This is a genomic window from Marinomonas sp. PE14-40 (assembly GCF_051623805.1).
In the GTDB taxonomy this organism is placed as follows: domain Bacteria; phylum Pseudomonadota; class Gammaproteobacteria; order Pseudomonadales; family Marinomonadaceae; genus Marinomonas.
Window position 1 is genome coordinate 3,251,500 of sequence record NZ_CP130700.1, and the last position, 17,179, is coordinate 3,268,678.

Sequence of the window (17,179 nt, forward strand, 5' to 3'; positions counted from 1 at the left end):
GTGTAAATGATTTTTAAATATATACATATTAAGCTAAGCAAAACCGAAAAACAGGAAGGAATCATGCGACCAGCAAATCCAGAATACATTTTATTAGCTCTAAGGACTCAGATTAAGCGCAACGGCTTAACCTACCCAAATCTAGCAAAAGAACTAGATACCCCCCTATCTACCTTAAAGCGTCACTTACATAACCCAAACATAGCACTTGAAAGGCTGCTCACCTATTGCCAGGCGGCAAAGACCAGCTTAGAAGAAGTGCATGACTTAGCATTCGAATTAGAAAATTCAAAACTCACCTTATTTAGCAAAACCCAAGATGAGATTTTTATTCGCTACCCGGAATTATATGACTTTTATCGTGAACTCAGATTTAAATCAGATAACTTTGAGCAACTACTTGAAGAATATGGATTGGACGAGCTAAGTGTTTACCCATATTTAAGAAGCTTAGAAATCCTCGGAATTATCAACCTACAAGAAGGCAATAAGTTCATCTTCAAAGGCCAAAGCTTTTATAACTTCCACCCAGATTCCGCTTTGAACAAAAGGATCGAAGAATCCTTGAAGAAGCAGCTAATTAACTCAGATGCGCCCGTCAGCTTAGGCTTATCAAGAATCATGATTAGCGCCAGTGAATTAGAAGAAATTGAATCAACCATATATAAAGAAATCCTTAATAAGCACAATCGCAATATCAAAAAGGGTTTCACTTCAAAAGAATATCAAAAAGACATTATCTTCACTCACCAGCCGCATAAATTGGCGACACTATCCAAAGATGGTATCAAGCCTCTTCCTAACTCCTTCTTAGCTGAATTCAAGCAATCATTGAGCGAAATAGAAGCCAGCGCAGACCATTCTGACATTAGACGATCAGCCTAATCCCCCCTAAAGAAAGCAAACAAATCAACATATTGCCTGTTGTCGAATAACTCAAAACAACAGGCAAACTCTCCAAAGTCCCACATTAATTTACACACAAATACAGAAAAGCCATTTTTTAGCAATTTGGTTACTTATTCACTCATATATAGTCCACCCATCCATAAGACATTGATCTCTCATATCTATATAGTGAATATCATTCATTTTCTTTTTAAGAAGAATTTAAGAAGATTTACTATGAGGAGAACCAATGAAAGCAAGATTAAATTTAAAGGCTAAATTCACCTTATTATTTATCGCTATTGGGCTGTTCCCTATGCTGATTGTTAGCATTATCACTACCTATAGCAGTACTCAAGACGCTAAGAACAAGGTCTATAATCAACTTACCGCCATCAACCAAATTAAGAAAAAGTCACTAGAAACCTACTTTAATGAACGTAAAGGCGATATGGCCGTATTGGTAGATATTGCCGATACACTAAGTTCTCAGGCTTTTGCCAAACTAGATGCCGTACAAGATATAAAGAAAGCGCAATTAAAAGATTACCTAGATAATAACAGCACCCAGTTGAAGCTACTTTCATCTCAAGCGTCCGTGCAAGATGCCTTAGTAGAGTTAAACCTATCTTTTCAGCAAGGTAATACCTGGCAAGCAAGCTTGGATAAATATGATCAGGAATACACAAATTTATTAGACTATTTTGGTTGGTATGACTTTTTCTTAATAAACCTTGAAGGCGACATTGTGTACTCGGTCACCCGAGAAAATGATCTTGGCCAAAACCTCAAAAATGACTTAGGTAATAGCTCATTCCATCAAGCATTTGAACTAGCGCAAAAGAGCCAACAAGGTGATGTTGAATTCGCTGACTTTTTACCATATGCCCCAAGTAACAATGACCCAGCAGCTTTCGCAGTAAAAGCAGTAAGCCAAGCAGGCCAGAGAATTGGTTACCTTGCCTACCAACAACCTCTAGAGAAAATAAATGAAATTCTAGGCCATAGAACAGGTATGGGTGACACAGGTGAATCTTATTTAGTTGGGCAAGATCACTTTATGCGTTCTGATTCTTATTTAAACCCACAAGATTATTCCGTTAAAGCCTCGTTTGCCGGCCAAAATAAAGTGGAGACCAAAGCGGTTTTAAACGCATTAGCAGGTGAAAAAGGTACGGATATCACCTTAGATTACAACCATAATCCTGTACTTAGTAGTTGGGATTACTTAGACGTTGGTTCGAATATTCGCTGGGCAATGATCTCTGAAATTGATGTCGCAGAAGCACTTAATCCACAAACATCAAATAACACTGAGTTTTATAAACACTATATAGAGCAATACGGTTATTACGACCTTTTCCTCATTAACCCAGATGGCTTTATTTTCTATACTGTCACCAAAGAAGCGGATTACCACACCAATATCCTTGATGGTAAATTTTCTAGCTCAAACCTTGGTGAACTAGTTCGTCAGGTGAATCAAAGTAAAGCGTATGGCTTTATTGATTTTGCCCCCTATGCACCTAGCAATGGCGACCCAGCAGCCTTTATCGCACAACCAATTCAGGATAAAGACGGTAAGGTAAGTCTTTATATTGCCTTACAACTTCCGCTCGAAGGTATAGCCAACATAATGAATGTACGTGAAGGTATGGGAGTAACAGGCGAAAGCTACCTCGTCGGCCAAGACCTGAAAATGCGTAGTGATTCATTCTTAGATGCAGAAGGTCATAGTGTGAAAGCCAGTTTTGCTGGCACAGTTGAAAACAATGGTGTTGATACAAGCGCCACTAAAAAAGCATTAGCAGGTAACAAGGGTGCGGATCTCATCATAGATTACAATGGCAACCCTGTGCTTTCTTCCTATGACATTATCCAATTTGATAACTTCAACTGGGCAGTTTTATCAGAAATAGATGAAGCCGAGGCGTTTGCCTCTATCAAGGAAAACATTTATCTCGTCGCAGCTATCATGCTAGTCAGCCTCTTTTTCGTCGCTTTTATTGGTTACATTGTGGCTCGTCGCTTATCAACGCCAATCAGTCAGGTCTCTGATATTGCTTCCCTCATAGCTAAAGGCAATCTCACCTCCAAAGTAGAAGTAAACTCTCATGATGAAGTTGGGGACTTACAAACAGCAATGCAACAAATGCTGACCAACTTACGTCAAATGGTAGGGAATATTTCTCATGTGGCCAGCAAGCAATCTTCAACCTCTGAAGAACTTGCCGCCGTCACCACCCAAACCAGTTCAACGATGGCAGAGCAACAAGCGTTCTCAACTGAGTTAACGAATGCCATGCAAGATATGAGCGTCACACTTAATCAAGTCACGACGAATACTCAGGACACCTCGCGTGCCGTATCTGACATAAGTAAAATGGTGCATGAAGGTAACGACAAGTTAGGTAGTACTTACCAACTAATCTTATCTATGTCTGAACAAATTGCGCAATCGGAGCAAAGGGTACAAAGAGTACGTACTGACTTTAACCAAGTAACAGGTATGTTAGATGAGATCAAAGGCATTGCAGAGCAAACTAACCTACTAGCACTGAACGCTGCTATTGAGGCGGCTAGAGCAGGTGAACAAGGGCGTGGTTTTGCGGTTGTAGCAGATGAAGTCAGACAATTAGCACAAAGAACCCAAGTTTCCACTCAACAAATCGATAATATGATAACGCAGATTATTGAAGGTGCCGATGCTTCGGTTAATGTCATGGCACAAAGTGTTCAACAGGCAGGTGAAGTTAAAGACCATGCGAAAGAAGTTACCGAGATTAACGACCAAATATCTCAAAGCATGGATAACATTGCAGAGTTGAGTCACTTCATTACCACAGCAACGCAAGATCAATCTAAGGTAATCAATAAAATCATCTATGATGTGGAAAGTCTGAACACAGGTTTAGCAGAGACCACCAGCGCCACAGACAACATCGCCTCATCAAGTGTGGAACTGACCAAGCTAGCGGCGAATTTGGAGAAGGAAACACGCTTCTTTAAAGTCGAATAAGGTTTAAGAAGTACTGAACGTGAGTTTGAACAGTCGCGCATATGATAGACATTTTAGTTTGTCGCGCTTCTATTCAAGCTCATCCACTAAGTGGCAGGCAATTAAGTGCGCTTCGTTTGCTAATGTTTTTAGTTGAGGCGCCTGCTCTTTACATTTATCAATGGCCTTAGGGCAGCGGCTAGAAAAATAGCAGCCTTGGGGTCTGTTAATGGCAGAAGGCACGTCCCCTTGTAGCACTTGTCGCGCTTTACGTTTTCTTGGGTCTGCAACAGGTATCGCAGAGATAAGTGCCTGACTATAAGGATGTAAGGGCCTCTCATAAAGACGTTGTGCGCTCGTTAACTCAACAATTTTGCCAAGATACATCACAGCAACTCTATCTGAGATATGTTTTACCACAGACAAATCATGGGCAATAAAAATAAGCGCCAATTGCATCTCTTGCTGTAAGCTTAACAACAAGTTCATTATCTGGGCTTGCACCGACATATCCAAAGCAGATACCGCTTCATCACAGACAATCACTTTAGGTTTTAACGCTATGGCTCTGGCTATGCCTATTCTTTGTTTTTGCCCCCCTGAGAATTCATGAGGATATTTCTCCATCGCCTCAATCGGTAATCCTACTTTAAGCAAAAGTTCCTCGGCCCATTGCCGCCTTTGTTTAGCATCGCCCATTTGGTGGATTTCAAAAGGCTCTTGTAAAATGGCCCCCACTGTATGGCGTCCATTTAAACTATCCATAGGATCTTGGAAGATGATCTGCATTTCTTTGCGTAATGAGACCATTTGCTTCCCTGTATAGTGGGTTATATCCTGCCCTTTAAACAAGATTTGACCAGCACTTGGCTCCATCAATTTCAGTATGCTACGAGCTAATGTACTTTTTCCACAGCCAGATTCACCCACCAGCCCAAGTGTTTCACCCGCTTTTAAGCTGAAGGACACCTCATCTACCGCATATAAATAACTGGCTTTTGAAAACCAAGAATCTGACAATTTAATGTGCTGACTGAGACGACGAACTTCTAATAACGTCTCAGACATTGTTGACATCCTCTAAATGAAAACAACGCACTAAATGAACCTCTGAATGCGAGCCTAAGTCAAGGTTGTGATAAGTCTCTAACTCTGGCTTTGACGCCTCACATTGTGAGGTACTAAATTCACATCGGTTACTAAAACGACAACCTTTTGGCATAAGTGACAAGCTAGGCACATTACCAGGAATAGCGTTTAACTGAGTTTTACTTGGTGCGTCTAGCCTAGGCATAGACTGCATTAACCCTTGGGTATAGGGGTGGCTTGGAGATTCAAACAAGGTAAACACATCAGTGTGCTCCACCACGTTGCCCGCATACATAACGACAACTTGATCACACATTTCAGCCACTACACCAAGGTCATGGGTGATAAAGATAATCGCCATACCTGTTTCAGTCTGTAGGTCACGCATGAGTTCAAGAATCTGAGCCTGTATAGTGACATCCAGCGCCGTTGTTGGCTCATCAGCAATCAAGATATCTGGCTCACAGGCCAATGCCATCGCTATCATCACCCTTTGTCTCATACCGCCAGATAATTGGTGGGGATAAAGATCAAAACGTATCTCAGGTTCAGCAATGCCAACTTTATTTAACATCGCAATGGCTGATGCTTTACGCGCCTTTTTACTTAACTCGGGTTTGTGTAATTCATACACTTCACTCAGCTGTCTGCCAATCGTGTGTACAGGATTCAGGGCTGTCATGGGCTCTTGGAAAATCATAGAAATACGATTCCCACGCAAAGCATAACGCTCTGGTAAACTGAGCGCGGTAATGGAGTTTCCTTGATACAAAATATCGCCGCCAACCACCTTGCCATATGGCTGAGGCAAGAGCCCCATAATGCTGGCAGCTGTGACACTTTTACCGCAGCCGGATTCACCCACTAGGCCCAAGGTTTGGCCTTTTATTACGCTAAAGCTCACATCATCTAATACAGTGATGAGGCCAGAGTCCGTTTCAAAGCTGACAGCCAGTTTCTCTACCTGAAGAATATGCTCTGCTTCCATCCTTTTTGTGTCTAATGGCGCTTGCTCATGACTATGGCTCATTAAAGGGATTCCGCCCCGTGTTTTTCAACTCGGTTAACCACAGGAAAGCTCTGCCCTGATTTTTTCGCTTTGAGTGTCTCTTTTTTAATTTCCTCATCCAACCAAAACAAACCATATTCAAAGCCAGACTCATCTGCTAAAGCCGTACTTAGTCCAACACCTAAAGTGGTAGGCAAGCGAACATAACGCCAATGAGCTAGACGGGTGTAAGGCACTGAGTAGGTAGGGATAAAACAATCACACGCCATGATTTTTTCTTGAATCTGATGGGAAAGCTCAGCCTTTTTCTCAACATTAAATTCGCTATCATAGGCGTCGATCAGTTTATCCATTTCTGGGTCTTGATAGTTAGTAAAGTTATTGGTCTGTGGCTTGGCATTAGCAGAGTGAAAATACTGCCAATACACAGGTTTCATCCCTGACCCCATACCCTGAAAAACGGCTTGATGTTTTTTCTCTAAAGCCGCTTTAAACCCAGTCGCCCCTTCAACCAAATTTAATTGTAAGTCTAAACCCGCCTTTTTAGCTTCTTCTCTTAATACGGTGATTCTTGCAGAATGAGCTTTCCAAGAATAGTTCATCACTAATACAAGACGCTCACCTTGGGCGTTTACCCTAATACCATCACGATCTAGCGTGTCATAACCTGCTTGAGCAAAATATTCAGCAGCCAACTTAGGGTCAAAAGGCTTTGCCTTCATATTAGGGTGATCATAAACCCCTTTACCTGAGCCAAAACTTTGCAAATGGACATAATCCCCAAACAACGCAGTGTCTATCATCTTGTCCACATTCATAGCATGGGTGAGGCCTTTACGCACATTGGTATCTTGCAATAATGAGTTCTCAAGGTTTAACCAAACTCCAGCGGCCCCTTGAGGAGTGTCATTAAACAACCAAGATTTTTCAATAAACCCCTTATCATAAAGTGGCCCCTTACCTTGGTTATGCCAAACTCCAGGTAATATCATGGAAAAAGCATCAATGCTGCCTTTTTCAAAATGCTTCATGGCCACATCTTGGTCACGAATGATCTTTAACCTCACTCTGTCCACGTTATAACGATTTTGATAGTAAGGGTTGTTATATCCCCACCAGTCTTTCACCTTCACAAACTCAATAGACTTACCCTTTTTCACCTTACCTAAGACATAAGGCCCAGTAACGGGTTCAGTTTTCCAGTTATAGCGCTTAATAAAGTTTTCCGGCAAACCGTCTGGGTAAAAGTGTTTGGGTCTGGGTGTTGCCCCTAAACGTGCTAATAAATCATCTTGAGGCAATCTATCAGCTGAATGCAGAGCAAAGGTATCCTCGTCATAAACCGTGATCCCTGTGATGCTATTAGTGTAATAGTCCTTATACCAAGGCGCTTTGGCGTTATCACTGCGCATATAGTCAAATAAGAACTCAAAATCAGCCGAGCTAATGTCAGCGCCGTCTGACCAGCGGGCAGTTTTATCTAGCTTAAAATACACCGTCTTTTGGTCATCATCAAAGGCCCATTCGGTGGCCAATGACGGTAAATATTCCCGCGTATTGGGATGCATTTGTAACAGCCCCGGCTGGCCATCTAACAAGAAAGGTCGAAACGATCCGTTTGAGTCAGGCCCTATAGTACGAAAGGTCAGTGGAAAGGTGCTTAAGCGCAAGTTATAAACACCACCTTGTTTCGCATTCTTATCTGCGTAAAGCGGTGCATCTGGGCCAGATGTCCAATTAAGGTTAGCGGGTAAGGTCGCCGCCTGAGCCAAGCCAGATAAAAGCAAAGCACCTAAGCTTGTTTTCAAGCTAGCCCGTAAAAAAGTCATTGTTTTCATACCTTTATTCCTAAGCAAGAAATTAACGATAACGAGTATATTTTTTAGGATCAAAGGCTTCTCTCACCCCTTCTCCGATAAAGGTCACCATGGTTAATACCAAAACAATGGCACTGACCACAGAGGCGCCAATCCAGTAGGCATCCATATTAGATTTCCCTTGCTGCAGTAAGTCTCCCCAACTTGGGGTTGGAGGCATCAAACCTAAGCCTAAATAATCCAGTGCGGTTAAAGCACTAATATTAGCCACCACACCAAAGGGTGCTAAGGTCACTATCATCACCATAGTATTGGGTAAAATGTGTTTCAAAATAATACGCCACAAACCTGCCCCTTGGACCCTTGCAGCTTGCACATATTCTCGTGCTTTTTCCTTATAGGTTAGCGTACGCATGTACCAAGTAATGCCCATCCAACCAAACATCACATTGATCAAGACGAAAAGAAAGAAACTGGGTTGGATAATTGAGACAAGAATCATGATGACATACAAGAAAGGCACCATGGACCAAATTTCTATACCTCGCTGCATCAAAAGGTCGAATTTCCCGCCCATATACCCCATTAAACAGCCAATCACGACGCCTATGCTATAACACAGGGTAAGGGTTAGTAAGGCAAACCAAATGGCGATACGAAAGCCATAAACCAAGCGTGCCACCACATCTCGGCCTAATACATCGGTACCTAGATAATGGCTATCTTGCCAAGATGGAGGGTTAGGTGGGTAATTAACACCATCAAAGTCTTGCTCGAACGCATTCCAAGGCACAGGTGGCATCAGCACCCAATTTCCTTGATCTTCTTCGGAAAACGTTTGCGCTAACACACGATAGTCCACCTCATAGGCGTAATCTAAACCAAAGTCTTCCCCTGTATTTACACCAGTATAAGTAGGGAAATACCATTGGCCTTGATAGCTCACCATGAGGGCTTTGCTGTTAACAAAGACTTCTGCAATACAAGACAGCAGAATCAACAAGGAGAGAAGCATAAAAGAATAGTAACTACGCTTTATCTGACGAAAGCGCGTTAACTTTTTTTGAGTGAGCGGATTAATACTAAACACCTTAGGCTCCAAACTTCACTCTAGGGTCGACCAAAGCCACACACAGGTCTGACAAGATATTCCCCAACATTAACAAGATAGAAGACACAGCTAATATCCCCATTACCACAGGATAGTCCCGCTCCATCAGAGCGTCATAACCTAGCAAGCCTATGCCATCAATATCGAATACCACCTCAATCAAAAAAGATCCCGCCACAAACACAGACACCACATTGCCTAAATGGCTCGCGATCGGGATGACACTGTTACGAAAGGCATGTCGTGTTACCGCCTGTTTAAATGACAAGCCTTTTGCCATGGCTGTTTTCACATAATCCGCCGCTAGATTTTCTAACAGGCTGTTTTTCATTGTCATGGTAAGAATGGCGAAATCCCCTATGACATAACAAATCATTGGCAAAACAGCATGTTGAGTAATATTCCAAACCTTGCCCCAGAAATCTAAATAATCAAAATCATCCCCGACAAAACCGCCCATAGGCAGCCACTCAAGCTGAAAAGAGAAAACACTTATCAAGAGGACAGCGACAACATAGTTGGGTAAAGCATAGCCTGTGAATATCATCACAGAGCTGACATTATCCATCTTGCCACCATGTTTCAGGGCTTTTAATACTCCCAAGGGAATGGAGACGAGGTAACTGATAATAAAGGTCCAGAAACCATAAAATAAAGAGATGGGGAGACGTTCGACTATCATGTCCCACACGGGTTCATAATAGCGACTGGATTCGCCAAGATCTAATCGGACTAAGCGATTTAACCAGTCCCAATACGCCTCTATAACAGGTTTATCTAATCCATAAAAAGCATTCAGTTCATCGATTTGATCTTGTGACAGGGTTTGAGAAATTTGAGAATTAACCGCGCGGCCACCATCTTGGGTTTGCTGCTGCATTTGCGCAATCATACGTTCCACTGGGCCGCCAGGCACAAAGCGTGTCATGGCAAAAACCAAAAGTGTTACCCCAATGAAAGTAGGGATAATAAGTAACGTACGACGTAAAAAGTAAGCCTGCAAATACATACCTCATAACAAAGACTTAAGGGACCTAAGATTAAGTTACCTTATTCAGAAGCAAGTGCGAAGCACTAACTCAGTAAAGGAAGCGCCGAATAACACATCTCCCCTAAATAATAGAAAGTAAAATAAAATTGATGTAGAAAGCAGCGTTAAATCGTCTGACCAAACTGAATCTGGCGCTGGTTTTATTGCATTTTTTTCATCGAAACTTTTCCCTAATAACAAGACTTTTGCATTATGATGATAACTCTTAGTAATAAGCTTATGTAAAAGTCACATAAAAGGATGGAGATATGTTGGGGATCAGTGTTTGGGGGTTAGCCTTAGGTCAGGCCCTATTAATTACAGGAAACATTTTATTAGTCTCAGTTACCGCCCTTATCGGCCATAAGCTTAGCCCTAACCTTGCACTAGCGACTTTACCTATTGCCTTACAATTTCTGGGGTTGATGGGCGTAACCCTTCCCGCCGCATTACTTATGCGACACCTTGGCCGTAAGCGTGTTTTTTTAATCGGTAATTTAATTGGTGTGGGCGGTGCATTTCTCGCTTACTACTCACTTTCGATTAACCACTTTGCACTTTTCTCTAGCTCGACCTTTTTGCTCGGTGTTGCTATAGGTGTGGGCCAGCAATATCGTTTTGCAGCGATAGATAACTGCCCTGAAGGCAAAGCACCTCAAGCCATTAGTTTAATCATGGCAGGGGGCATTCTCGCCGCCTTCTTAGGGCCTAACCTTGCCGTTTGGGCTGAATTTTTAGTACCTGATACCCAATACATTGGTGCTTTTGCGGCCTTAATCATTCTTTATATCAGCACCACTATCTTGGTCGCTTTATTACCGTTGAAAAAACCAACCTTAGAAGAGCAATCTGGCACACCAAGATCCTATATTGAGCTTTTAAGCCAGCCAGATTTAATCGCAGCCGTGGTTGCAGGTGTTATCGGTTATGGGGTCATGGTCTTAGTGATGACAGCCACACCGCTCGCCATGCAGGGTTGTGGCTTTGATTTTGGTAGCACCGCCAGTGTTATCCAATGGCATGTGTTAGGCATGTTCGTCCCTTCTCTCTTTACCGGTAAACTGATTGCCCGTTTTGGTACTACCAAGGTGATTCAAGCAGGTTGCTTGTTCTTATTAGCGGCCTTGATACTGAACCAGTTCGGCATCACCTATTGGCACTTCTTCTTTGCCCTTGTGATGTTAGGCATAGGCTGGAACTTTACCTTTATTGGCGCCACAAACTTGCTAAGCAAAACCTACCAACCAAGTGACAAAGCAAAGGTTCAAGGCTTAAACGACTTTTTAGTATTTGCCTTTGCAGCAATCGCCAGTATGTTGGCAGGCTATTGGCAAAGTGCCCTAGGTTGGGAGATGCTAAATATGCTGATGATACCTGCGGTGATCATAGCTATGGCCTGTGTATTTTTCAGTACCAATAAAAGCAAGCAACAAAATGCACTTGCCTAAATGAATAGGTTTGTTAAGGCCTAAAGCCCTGAATTAAAAAGCCGGACTCAAATTTAAACAGAGCTAACTCCTCGATACTAAATTTGGCAGGCTTAACCGCTTTAGACTTAGAAAACTGATTTACCATAAAAACAAAAGGCCTTAATTTAAGGCCTTTTTTTTCATCTGCCACTTGAACAAAGCCCGCTAAATTCACCACCCCTTGCATAGAGCCAGACTTGGCTAAAACACGCCCTTTTAACATGTCGTGCTTTAAGCTTTCTCTGTTTTTTAACGTACCTGATTGTGCTGCGATAGGCAGAACTTCAACTAACCAAGCGAACTTAGGATGAGATAACCAAAGCTCCAAAACTTGATACAAGCTAGTGGCATACAGCAAATTTTCACGAGATAAACCTGACCCATCTCGTACCACCAGACCTTGGCTATCTATCTGATTTTTGTCTAATAAAGACATAAGCGCCAAGCTTCCTTTTTGATAAGCATCAAGCGTCTTAAGGCTGGCAACATCTGCCGCTTCATTCAAGGCATATTGATGACCGGACGCCTTAAATAAAGCATCTGCAATCAGGTTATCCGACCTCTGCAGCATACGCGTCACCAGCTTGGGTAATGGGGTTGAATGATGTGTGATGCGCTTAACACTCTTATCAGTTTTTGCGAGCCAAGAGGGAGCGTGATCAATGAAGCTAACCTCTATCTCAGAACCGAACCCCAATAAAGTCAGCTCTTGCAGGAGAATATGCGCAAAAAAGGTATTCGCTTCATTTGCCGAAAATCCTAAGGGCAAGGTTTTACGTTTTTCATCAATACAGCCGGTCAATCGATAGTGATTCGCTCCTAATACCTTAAGCAGTATCTGACAGCTTTCGGCTTGGTTGGCCGCGAGGGTCACCACTTGGTTTTCGACAATCAAAGGCGAGTTGGGAGTGAGATAAAAGTGAGCCAACTGCCCGGCTTTTGTTGCCTTCAAGTTACCAAAAACACAGTTTCGATTTATCATGGCAGCGCTCGTTGGTGCGGCAAAACAAATACCATGATCATTCCATACTTGCCCTAAACTCCATGCATGGCCTTGATAACGGCTCGCATCAATTTCAACCTTATCTAACTTTTTTACCCCTGCTTTGGAAAGTGTCATCAGTAAGGAATGTAGGTTTTTTTGCGTAAAACTCGGATCACCAGTGAGCGTAAGTGTTAAAGGCCCACTTAATCGATCTTTCTTGAGTGTTTTCTCATCGTAAGCAAGTTCGGTTTTAAAACGGTAGTTTTTGCCTAAGGTCTCTGTTGCTAAGGTAGCAGTGAGTATTTTCATCAAGCTTGCAGGGTTAGCAAGGTATTGGGTGTTTTGCGAATGCCAATCAGACTGAGTGATGACAAGCGCGCCTTTAGGGGCGTTGTTTAATAGAGTTTGTGACTGGGCAACCATACTGATTAAAATTGATAGGAAAACAAGAGTCGCTTTGAAACATCCTTGCTTAAATTGCGTTACCACTTCAACCATTCTGCATCCTGCCCATTCAACCTTGAAAGAAAAACATCTTAGCAGTCCTAGAACTTAACCACTAGTTAGCTAAAACACAGATAAGATGAACGCTAAGAGAGAGCTAGCTATTGCCCTTTCTCTGCACTAACATGACGGCCTATTCGATATTTAACTAGGGAATCTGGATATTTTGCATGGATAAGCAGCAGATCTTTTCATTATTAAAACAAGGCAATGTTACTAAGATAAGCATTGCCTATTTTATCTCTTTTTTTGGTACGGCTATGGCCCCGATAGCCATGGCATTTGGTGTACTTGAACTCACAGGTTCAACTAAAGATTCAGCCATTGTGATTGCGGCGCCTATTACTGGGTCGATCATTATTATGCTTCTTGGTGCAGCCATAGCGGATCGCACCTCGCGCAAAGGCATGATAGTAGTGGCTGACATCATCGCTACATTGGCCCAATTAGTTATTGCCTGCTTGTTTATTTTTGAGCAAGCCAACATAGTCAATCTTACTATTTTAATGCTCATCAACGGAATTGCCTTTGGCTTACATGCTCCAGCTGCCATGGGCTTAATTCCACAGCTGGTGAAGAAAAGCGACTTGCAAGGCACCAATGCCATTGTGGGTATAGCACGCAGTAGCGCCATGATTTTAGGTGCCGCCGCTGGAGGCATTTTAGTCGCAACCTTTGGCGCAGGTATGACCTTGTTAATTGACGCTGGCACCTTTGCCTTAGCCACTTTTCTCGTGATTAGTTTGCGTCCAAGCAAGCAAATTAAGAGTCAGGGAGAATCCATCATTCAAGAGCTCAAGCTTGGCTGGAAAGAGTTTATTAGCCGAAAATGGCTGTGGGTGATTGTGGTGCAATTCTGCTTTATTGTGGCATCCGTTGAAGCCGTCTATGGCTTGATAGGCCCAGCTGTCGTAAGAGATCAAATGGGAGGCGCCGCCGATTGGGGGCTTATTGCCGCAGCAATTGGTGTGGGAACTATCGTTGGTGGGGTTGCGTCATTTTATATGCGTTTCACTCACCCTTTGAAAGTCGCTACCTTGACCTCTTTTAGCTTTAGTTTCATTAGCTTAGCTTTAATTATGCCACTGCCATTACATTGGATTATGCTGGCTGCATTTTTAGGCGGGATAGGCTGGGAGATGTTTTCGATTCTATGGACGACCACCTTACATCAGGCGATTCCCAGCCATATGCTTTCGCGCGTTAGCGCCTATGACCATATTGGTTCAATTGGTCTTGCGCCACTGGGTATCGTGGTCGCAGGCTTCTTGTATGAGTCATTAGGCTTTCAAATCGTTCTTATACTTTGTGCTCTGACCGTCATTATTCCGACTGTCTGTGTTTATTGCGTCCGCGAAGTCAGAGAGTTCAGAGTCTCTAATCTTGAGACAGGAGAGAATTTAGAAGCGCAGTCAGCTCAGCCGACAAATTAGCATCTTGGGTTAATGCCTGACTCGCATACAAGTTAGGCATTAACAGAGCCTCTTTACTGGTCGCTTTTAACACATAAATTTGCGCCGGGCTAAGGGGTTTATCGAGTCCAGCCAACAAGCTATCTAGCGCCTTATCAAATAAGGCTTCCAATTGCTTAAACAAACTAAAACTGGTCTCCTCCATCTTATGGCTCTCACCTAACATAATGCGATACACAGCCAGACGGTTTTTATCACCAAGCCAAACATTCCAAATCGTTAGCCACTGCTGCAAAGGCGACTTAGTCTGATCATTCAGGCCTGCAAGGTCAGTCTCGGCATTTTCTAAGATGCGCGTTAAAGCCTGATGCCAAAGAATTTGTTTACTGGAAAAGTTACTGTAAACCGTCGGTTTAGAGACTTTTGCCGCCACAACCACCTGATCGATACTGGTACCTTGATAGCCCACTCGGCTAAATAATGTCAGAGCGGTATCAATAATATGCGACTTCTTTGAAGGGCGACCACGGGCCATAACACTTTCCTTTTCTCAAAAACTATTTACAAGAACTATTCACAAAAAACGATTGCCTATCTAAGTAGATAAACTAAGCAAGCTAAATCAACTAGTTAATCATGCATTCAAAATTATTATCAAGACAGGGCTTGACCAAATTTGATTATCACATTAAATTAACTAAACGGTATAGTTAATTAATTAACTGAGCGTTAAATTAATCACTCACTTTGAGGTCACACAATGAAAAGCGAAAACGGCTTTTACGGACAATATGGCGGCAGCTATATTCCAGAGATTTTATACAGCAGCCAGCAACAGATTCTTACCACCTTTGAAGAAGCGAAGAATGATCCTAGCTTTGTGGCAGAACTGCATAAGCAATGGCAGCAGTATTCTGGTCGTCCAACGCCTTTGACTCATTGTGAGAATCTCACTCAGCATCTAGGTGGCGCCCAGGTTTACCTAAAACGTGAAGACCTAAATCACTCAGGTGCTCACAAGATGAATAATGTGATTGGCCAAGGTTTATTGGTTAAACGCATGGGTAAAAAACGTGTCATTGCTGAAACAGGTGCAGGCCAGCATGGTATCGCAACGGCTTTGGTCGCTTCTCGATTAGGGCTAGAGTGCACCATCTACATGGGCGCTAAAGACGTGGCACGCCAATACCCGAATGTCTTTTGGATGCGCCAACTTGGTGCCACCGTTATCCCCGTCAAAACAGGCTCGCAAACCTTAAGAGATGCGCTAGATGAGGCTCTACGTGACTGGTCTTCAAGCTATGAAGATAGCCATTATCTCATTGGGACGGCATGTGGCTGCGCACCTTTCCCTGAAATGGTGACCTATTTTCAGTCAGTTATAGGCCAAGAAGTACAGCGCCAATCATTAGCTCAATTCGATCAACTGCCTAATCGACTTTATGCCTGTGTGGGCGGTGGCTCTAACGCATTAGGCTTATTCACGCCTTTCTTAGAAGATAAGGAAGTGGAAATGGTCGGTGTAGAAGCGGCGGGCCGTGGCATGGATATGGGCGATCACTCAATTCGTTTATCACACAACCTAGGTCAAGCAGGCATTGCCCAAGGCTTTGCCAGTGTTTTCCTACAAGATGACCAAGGTCAGCTACAGGAAACTCACTCAATCGCAGCGGGATTAGACTATGTTGGGGTATCGCCAATTGTTGCTCATTTGGCAGAAACACAAAGAGTCCGTATGACGTATGCCAATGATGAAGAAGTTTTAGCTGCTTGCTCATTACTCTTGCAAAAAGAAGGCATTATTCCTGCACTGGAGTCATCACACGCTCTCGCGGTTGCCTTTAAAGAAGCCGCAGACATGCGACCCGATCAGCACATAGTCATTAACTTATCTGGCCGTGGTGATAAAGATATTTTCAACGTAGCCAAAGCCTTTGACGATAAAGAGTTTGCGCCTTTCTTAGAGGAGTATCTTCAAAACTATCATGAACAAGATGCCGTTCAGGATCTATCTGAGAGTCTATCCCAGGAGACACACGCATGAGCCAGTTAGCTAATTTTATTAATGCCAAGCAGCCATTAACAAGCCAACCTTTGGCCATGACACACGTTATTTATGGCTACCCTAGCATAGAAGCCAGTCTTGAATGGATGCAAACCTTACTTGAAATGGGCGTCGAGACCTTAGAGGTTCAGTTTCCTTTCTCAGACCCAGTGGCAGATGGGCCAAGCATAGTTAAAGCCTGCCATAAGGCCTTAGAATCTGAACCTAAAATGCAGCAATGTTTAGCCGATCTTGGGCGCTTAGGACGAGATTATCCAAACTCTAAAATTTTGCTAATGAGCTATCTCAATCCGGTTTACCGTTTTGGTATTACAAAGCTAGTAAAAGAGGCAGCAGAACAAGGTTTAACTGGACTAATTCTGCCAGATTTACCCATTGAGCACGCGGCTGAATACCAAGCAGCCTGTGTCGAATATAATCTGGACGCCATTTGGTTAATCACACCAAATATGCCAAAAGAGCGAATCAAGCAGATCGCAGGTCAGGCCACTGGTATGCTGTATTGCGTGAGTCGTTCTGGGGTGACGGGGCAGAAATCCAGCTTGCAAACTGAGTTTGATTTAGCCGCCTATTTAGCTGAAATTCGCCAGCATACGGATGTTCCGTTAGCGGTTGGTTTTGGCATCAGATCACCACAACAGGTAGCTGAGCTAACAGGTCTAGCGGATATTGCCATTGTGGGTTCAGCTTTGCTCGACGCTCATAACCAAGGCGGCATCGCCACAGGTAAAGCATTGGTTGCAAATCTGTTTCCTCAGCTAGCTTAGCCCTTTCTTTAACGCCTCATATAAAAAGCCCTGAC

Annotated in this window: 13 protein-coding genes; 6 read left to right on the forward strand and 7 right to left on the reverse strand. The window is 43.1% G+C overall.

Going from position 1 to position 17,179, the window contains the following annotated elements; genetic code table 11:
- The first annotated feature begins 63 nt into the window (after window positions 1-63).
- Together Q0A08_RS15085 and Q0A08_RS15090 are read left to right on the forward strand one after the other, a co-directional pair.
- On the forward strand, window positions 64-885 hold the full coding sequence (locus Q0A08_RS15085) for a hypothetical protein (RefSeq protein ID WP_438462343.1): 822 nt from the start codon (window positions 64-66) through the stop codon (window positions 883-885).
- A gap of 253 nt (window positions 886-1,138) precedes the next feature.
- Window positions 1,139-3,907, forward strand: a complete 2,769-nt coding sequence (locus tag Q0A08_RS15090; RefSeq protein WP_438462344.1) for a methyl-accepting chemotaxis protein — start codon at window positions 1,139-1,141, stop codon at window positions 3,905-3,907.
- 69 nt (window positions 3,908-3,976) lie between these two features.
- Here the strand turns inward: Q0A08_RS15090 and Q0A08_RS15095 are convergent, their stop codons facing one another.
- The 5 genes from Q0A08_RS15095 to Q0A08_RS15115 are packed head-to-tail and all read right to left on the reverse strand — an operon-like array spanning window position 3,977 to window position 9,921.
- Window positions 3,977-4,954: an ABC transporter ATP-binding protein gene (locus Q0A08_RS15095; protein WP_438462345.1), complete on the reverse strand. Its 978-nt coding sequence runs from the start codon at window positions 4,952-4,954 to the stop codon at window positions 3,977-3,979.
- A complete protein-coding gene (locus Q0A08_RS15100; RefSeq protein ID WP_438462346.1) occupies window positions 4,947-6,005 on the reverse strand; it encodes an ABC transporter ATP-binding protein in 1,059 nt (352 codons plus the stop codon). The genes Q0A08_RS15095 and Q0A08_RS15100 overlap by 8 nt, the downstream gene beginning before the upstream one ends.
- The gene (locus Q0A08_RS15105; protein ID WP_438462347.1) at window positions 6,005-7,822 is read right to left on the reverse strand and encodes an extracellular solute-binding protein; all 1,818 of its coding nucleotides are present in this window, start codon (window positions 7,820-7,822) and stop codon (window positions 6,005-6,007) included. Before Q0A08_RS15105 ends, Q0A08_RS15100 begins: the two co-directional genes overlap by 1 nt.
- 22 nt (window positions 7,823-7,844) lie before the next feature.
- Window positions 7,845-8,891 (reverse strand): ABC transporter permease, encoded by a 1,047-nt coding sequence (locus tag Q0A08_RS15110; RefSeq protein WP_438462348.1) that lies wholly within the window; start codon window positions 8,889-8,891, stop codon window positions 7,845-7,847.
- Window position 8,892: 1 nt separating this feature from the next.
- Window positions 8,893-9,921 carry an ABC transporter permease subunit gene (locus Q0A08_RS15115; protein ID WP_438462349.1) on the reverse strand — a complete coding sequence of 343 codons (1,029 nt, stop codon included), beginning with the start codon at window positions 9,919-9,921 and terminating at the stop codon, window positions 8,893-8,895.
- Between the two features lie 290 nt (window positions 9,922-10,211).
- Between Q0A08_RS15115 and Q0A08_RS15120 the strand changes: the two genes are divergently transcribed.
- Window positions 10,212-11,390 carry an MFS transporter gene (locus tag Q0A08_RS15120; protein ID WP_438462350.1) on the forward strand — a complete coding sequence of 393 codons (1,179 nt, stop codon included), beginning with the start codon at window positions 10,212-10,214 and terminating at the stop codon, window positions 11,388-11,390.
- A 13-nt stretch (window positions 11,391-11,403) separates the two neighbouring features.
- On the opposite strand, the gene dacB is transcribed toward Q0A08_RS15120, so the two are convergent.
- Window positions 11,404-12,894, reverse strand: coding sequence for a D-alanyl-D-alanine carboxypeptidase/D-alanyl-D-alanine endopeptidase (dacB, locus tag Q0A08_RS15125; RefSeq protein ID WP_438462351.1), 1,491 nt, complete (start codon window positions 12,892-12,894; stop codon window positions 11,404-11,406).
- A 176-nt stretch (window positions 12,895-13,070) separates the two neighbouring features.
- Between dacB and Q0A08_RS15130 the strand changes: the two genes are divergently transcribed.
- A complete protein-coding gene (locus Q0A08_RS15130) occupies window positions 13,071-14,333 on the forward strand; it encodes an MFS transporter (protein ID WP_438462352.1) in 1,263 nt (420 codons plus the stop codon).
- On the opposite strand, the gene Q0A08_RS15135 is transcribed toward Q0A08_RS15130, so the two are convergent.
- Window positions 14,278-14,847, reverse strand: a complete 570-nt coding sequence (locus Q0A08_RS15135) for a TetR/AcrR family transcriptional regulator (RefSeq protein ID WP_438462353.1) — start codon at window positions 14,845-14,847, stop codon at window positions 14,278-14,280. The genes Q0A08_RS15130 and Q0A08_RS15135 overlap by 56 nt on opposite strands.
- A 225-nt stretch (window positions 14,848-15,072) precedes the next feature.
- Between Q0A08_RS15135 and trpB the strand changes: the two genes are divergently transcribed.
- Entirely contained in the window at window positions 15,073-16,356 is a 1,284-nt protein-coding gene (trpB, locus tag Q0A08_RS15140) for a tryptophan synthase subunit beta (RefSeq protein ID WP_438462354.1), read from the forward strand.
- Window positions 16,353-17,144, forward strand: coding sequence for a tryptophan synthase subunit alpha (trpA, locus tag Q0A08_RS15145; protein WP_438462355.1), 792 nt, complete (start codon window positions 16,353-16,355; stop codon window positions 17,142-17,144). Before trpB ends, trpA begins: the two co-directional genes overlap by 4 nt.
- Window positions 17,145-17,179 lie beyond the last annotated feature (35 nt).

Bases quoted from the DNA above. Each gene is read 5' to 3' on its own strand.
- Q0A08_RS15085 (WP_438462343.1), top strand. From the start codon at position 64: ATGCGACCAGCAAATCCAGAATACATTTTATTAGCTCTAAGGACTCAG.
- Q0A08_RS15090 (WP_438462344.1), top strand. From the start codon at position 1,139: ATGAAAGCAAGATTAAATTTAAAGGCTAAATTCACCTTATTATTTATC.
- Q0A08_RS15095 (WP_438462345.1), bottom strand. From the start codon at position 4,954: ATGTCTGAGACGTTATTAGAAGTTCGTCGTCTCAGTCAGCACATTAAA.
- Q0A08_RS15100 (WP_438462346.1), bottom strand. From the start codon at position 6,005: ATGAGCCATAGTCATGAGCAAGCGCCATTAGACACAAAAAGGATGGAA.
- Q0A08_RS15105 (WP_438462347.1), bottom strand. From the start codon at position 7,822: ATGAAAACAATGACTTTTTTACGGGCTAGCTTGAAAACAAGCTTAGGT.
- Q0A08_RS15115 (WP_438462349.1), bottom strand. From the start codon at position 9,921: ATGTATTTGCAGGCTTACTTTTTACGTCGTACGTTACTTATTATCCCT.
- Q0A08_RS15120 (WP_438462350.1), top strand. From the start codon at position 10,212: ATGTTGGGGATCAGTGTTTGGGGGTTAGCCTTAGGTCAGGCCCTATTA.
- dacB (WP_438462351.1), bottom strand. From the start codon at position 12,894: ATGGTTGAAGTGGTAACGCAATTTAAGCAAGGATGTTTCAAAGCGACT.
- Q0A08_RS15130 (WP_438462352.1), top strand. From the start codon at position 13,071: ATGGATAAGCAGCAGATCTTTTCATTATTAAAACAAGGCAATGTTACT.
- Q0A08_RS15135 (WP_438462353.1), bottom strand. From the start codon at position 14,847: ATGGCCCGTGGTCGCCCTTCAAAGAAGTCGCATATTATTGATACCGCT.
- trpB (WP_438462354.1), top strand. From the start codon at position 15,073: ATGAAAAGCGAAAACGGCTTTTACGGACAATATGGCGGCAGCTATATT.
- trpA (WP_438462355.1), top strand. From the start codon at position 16,353: ATGAGCCAGTTAGCTAATTTTATTAATGCCAAGCAGCCATTAACAAGC.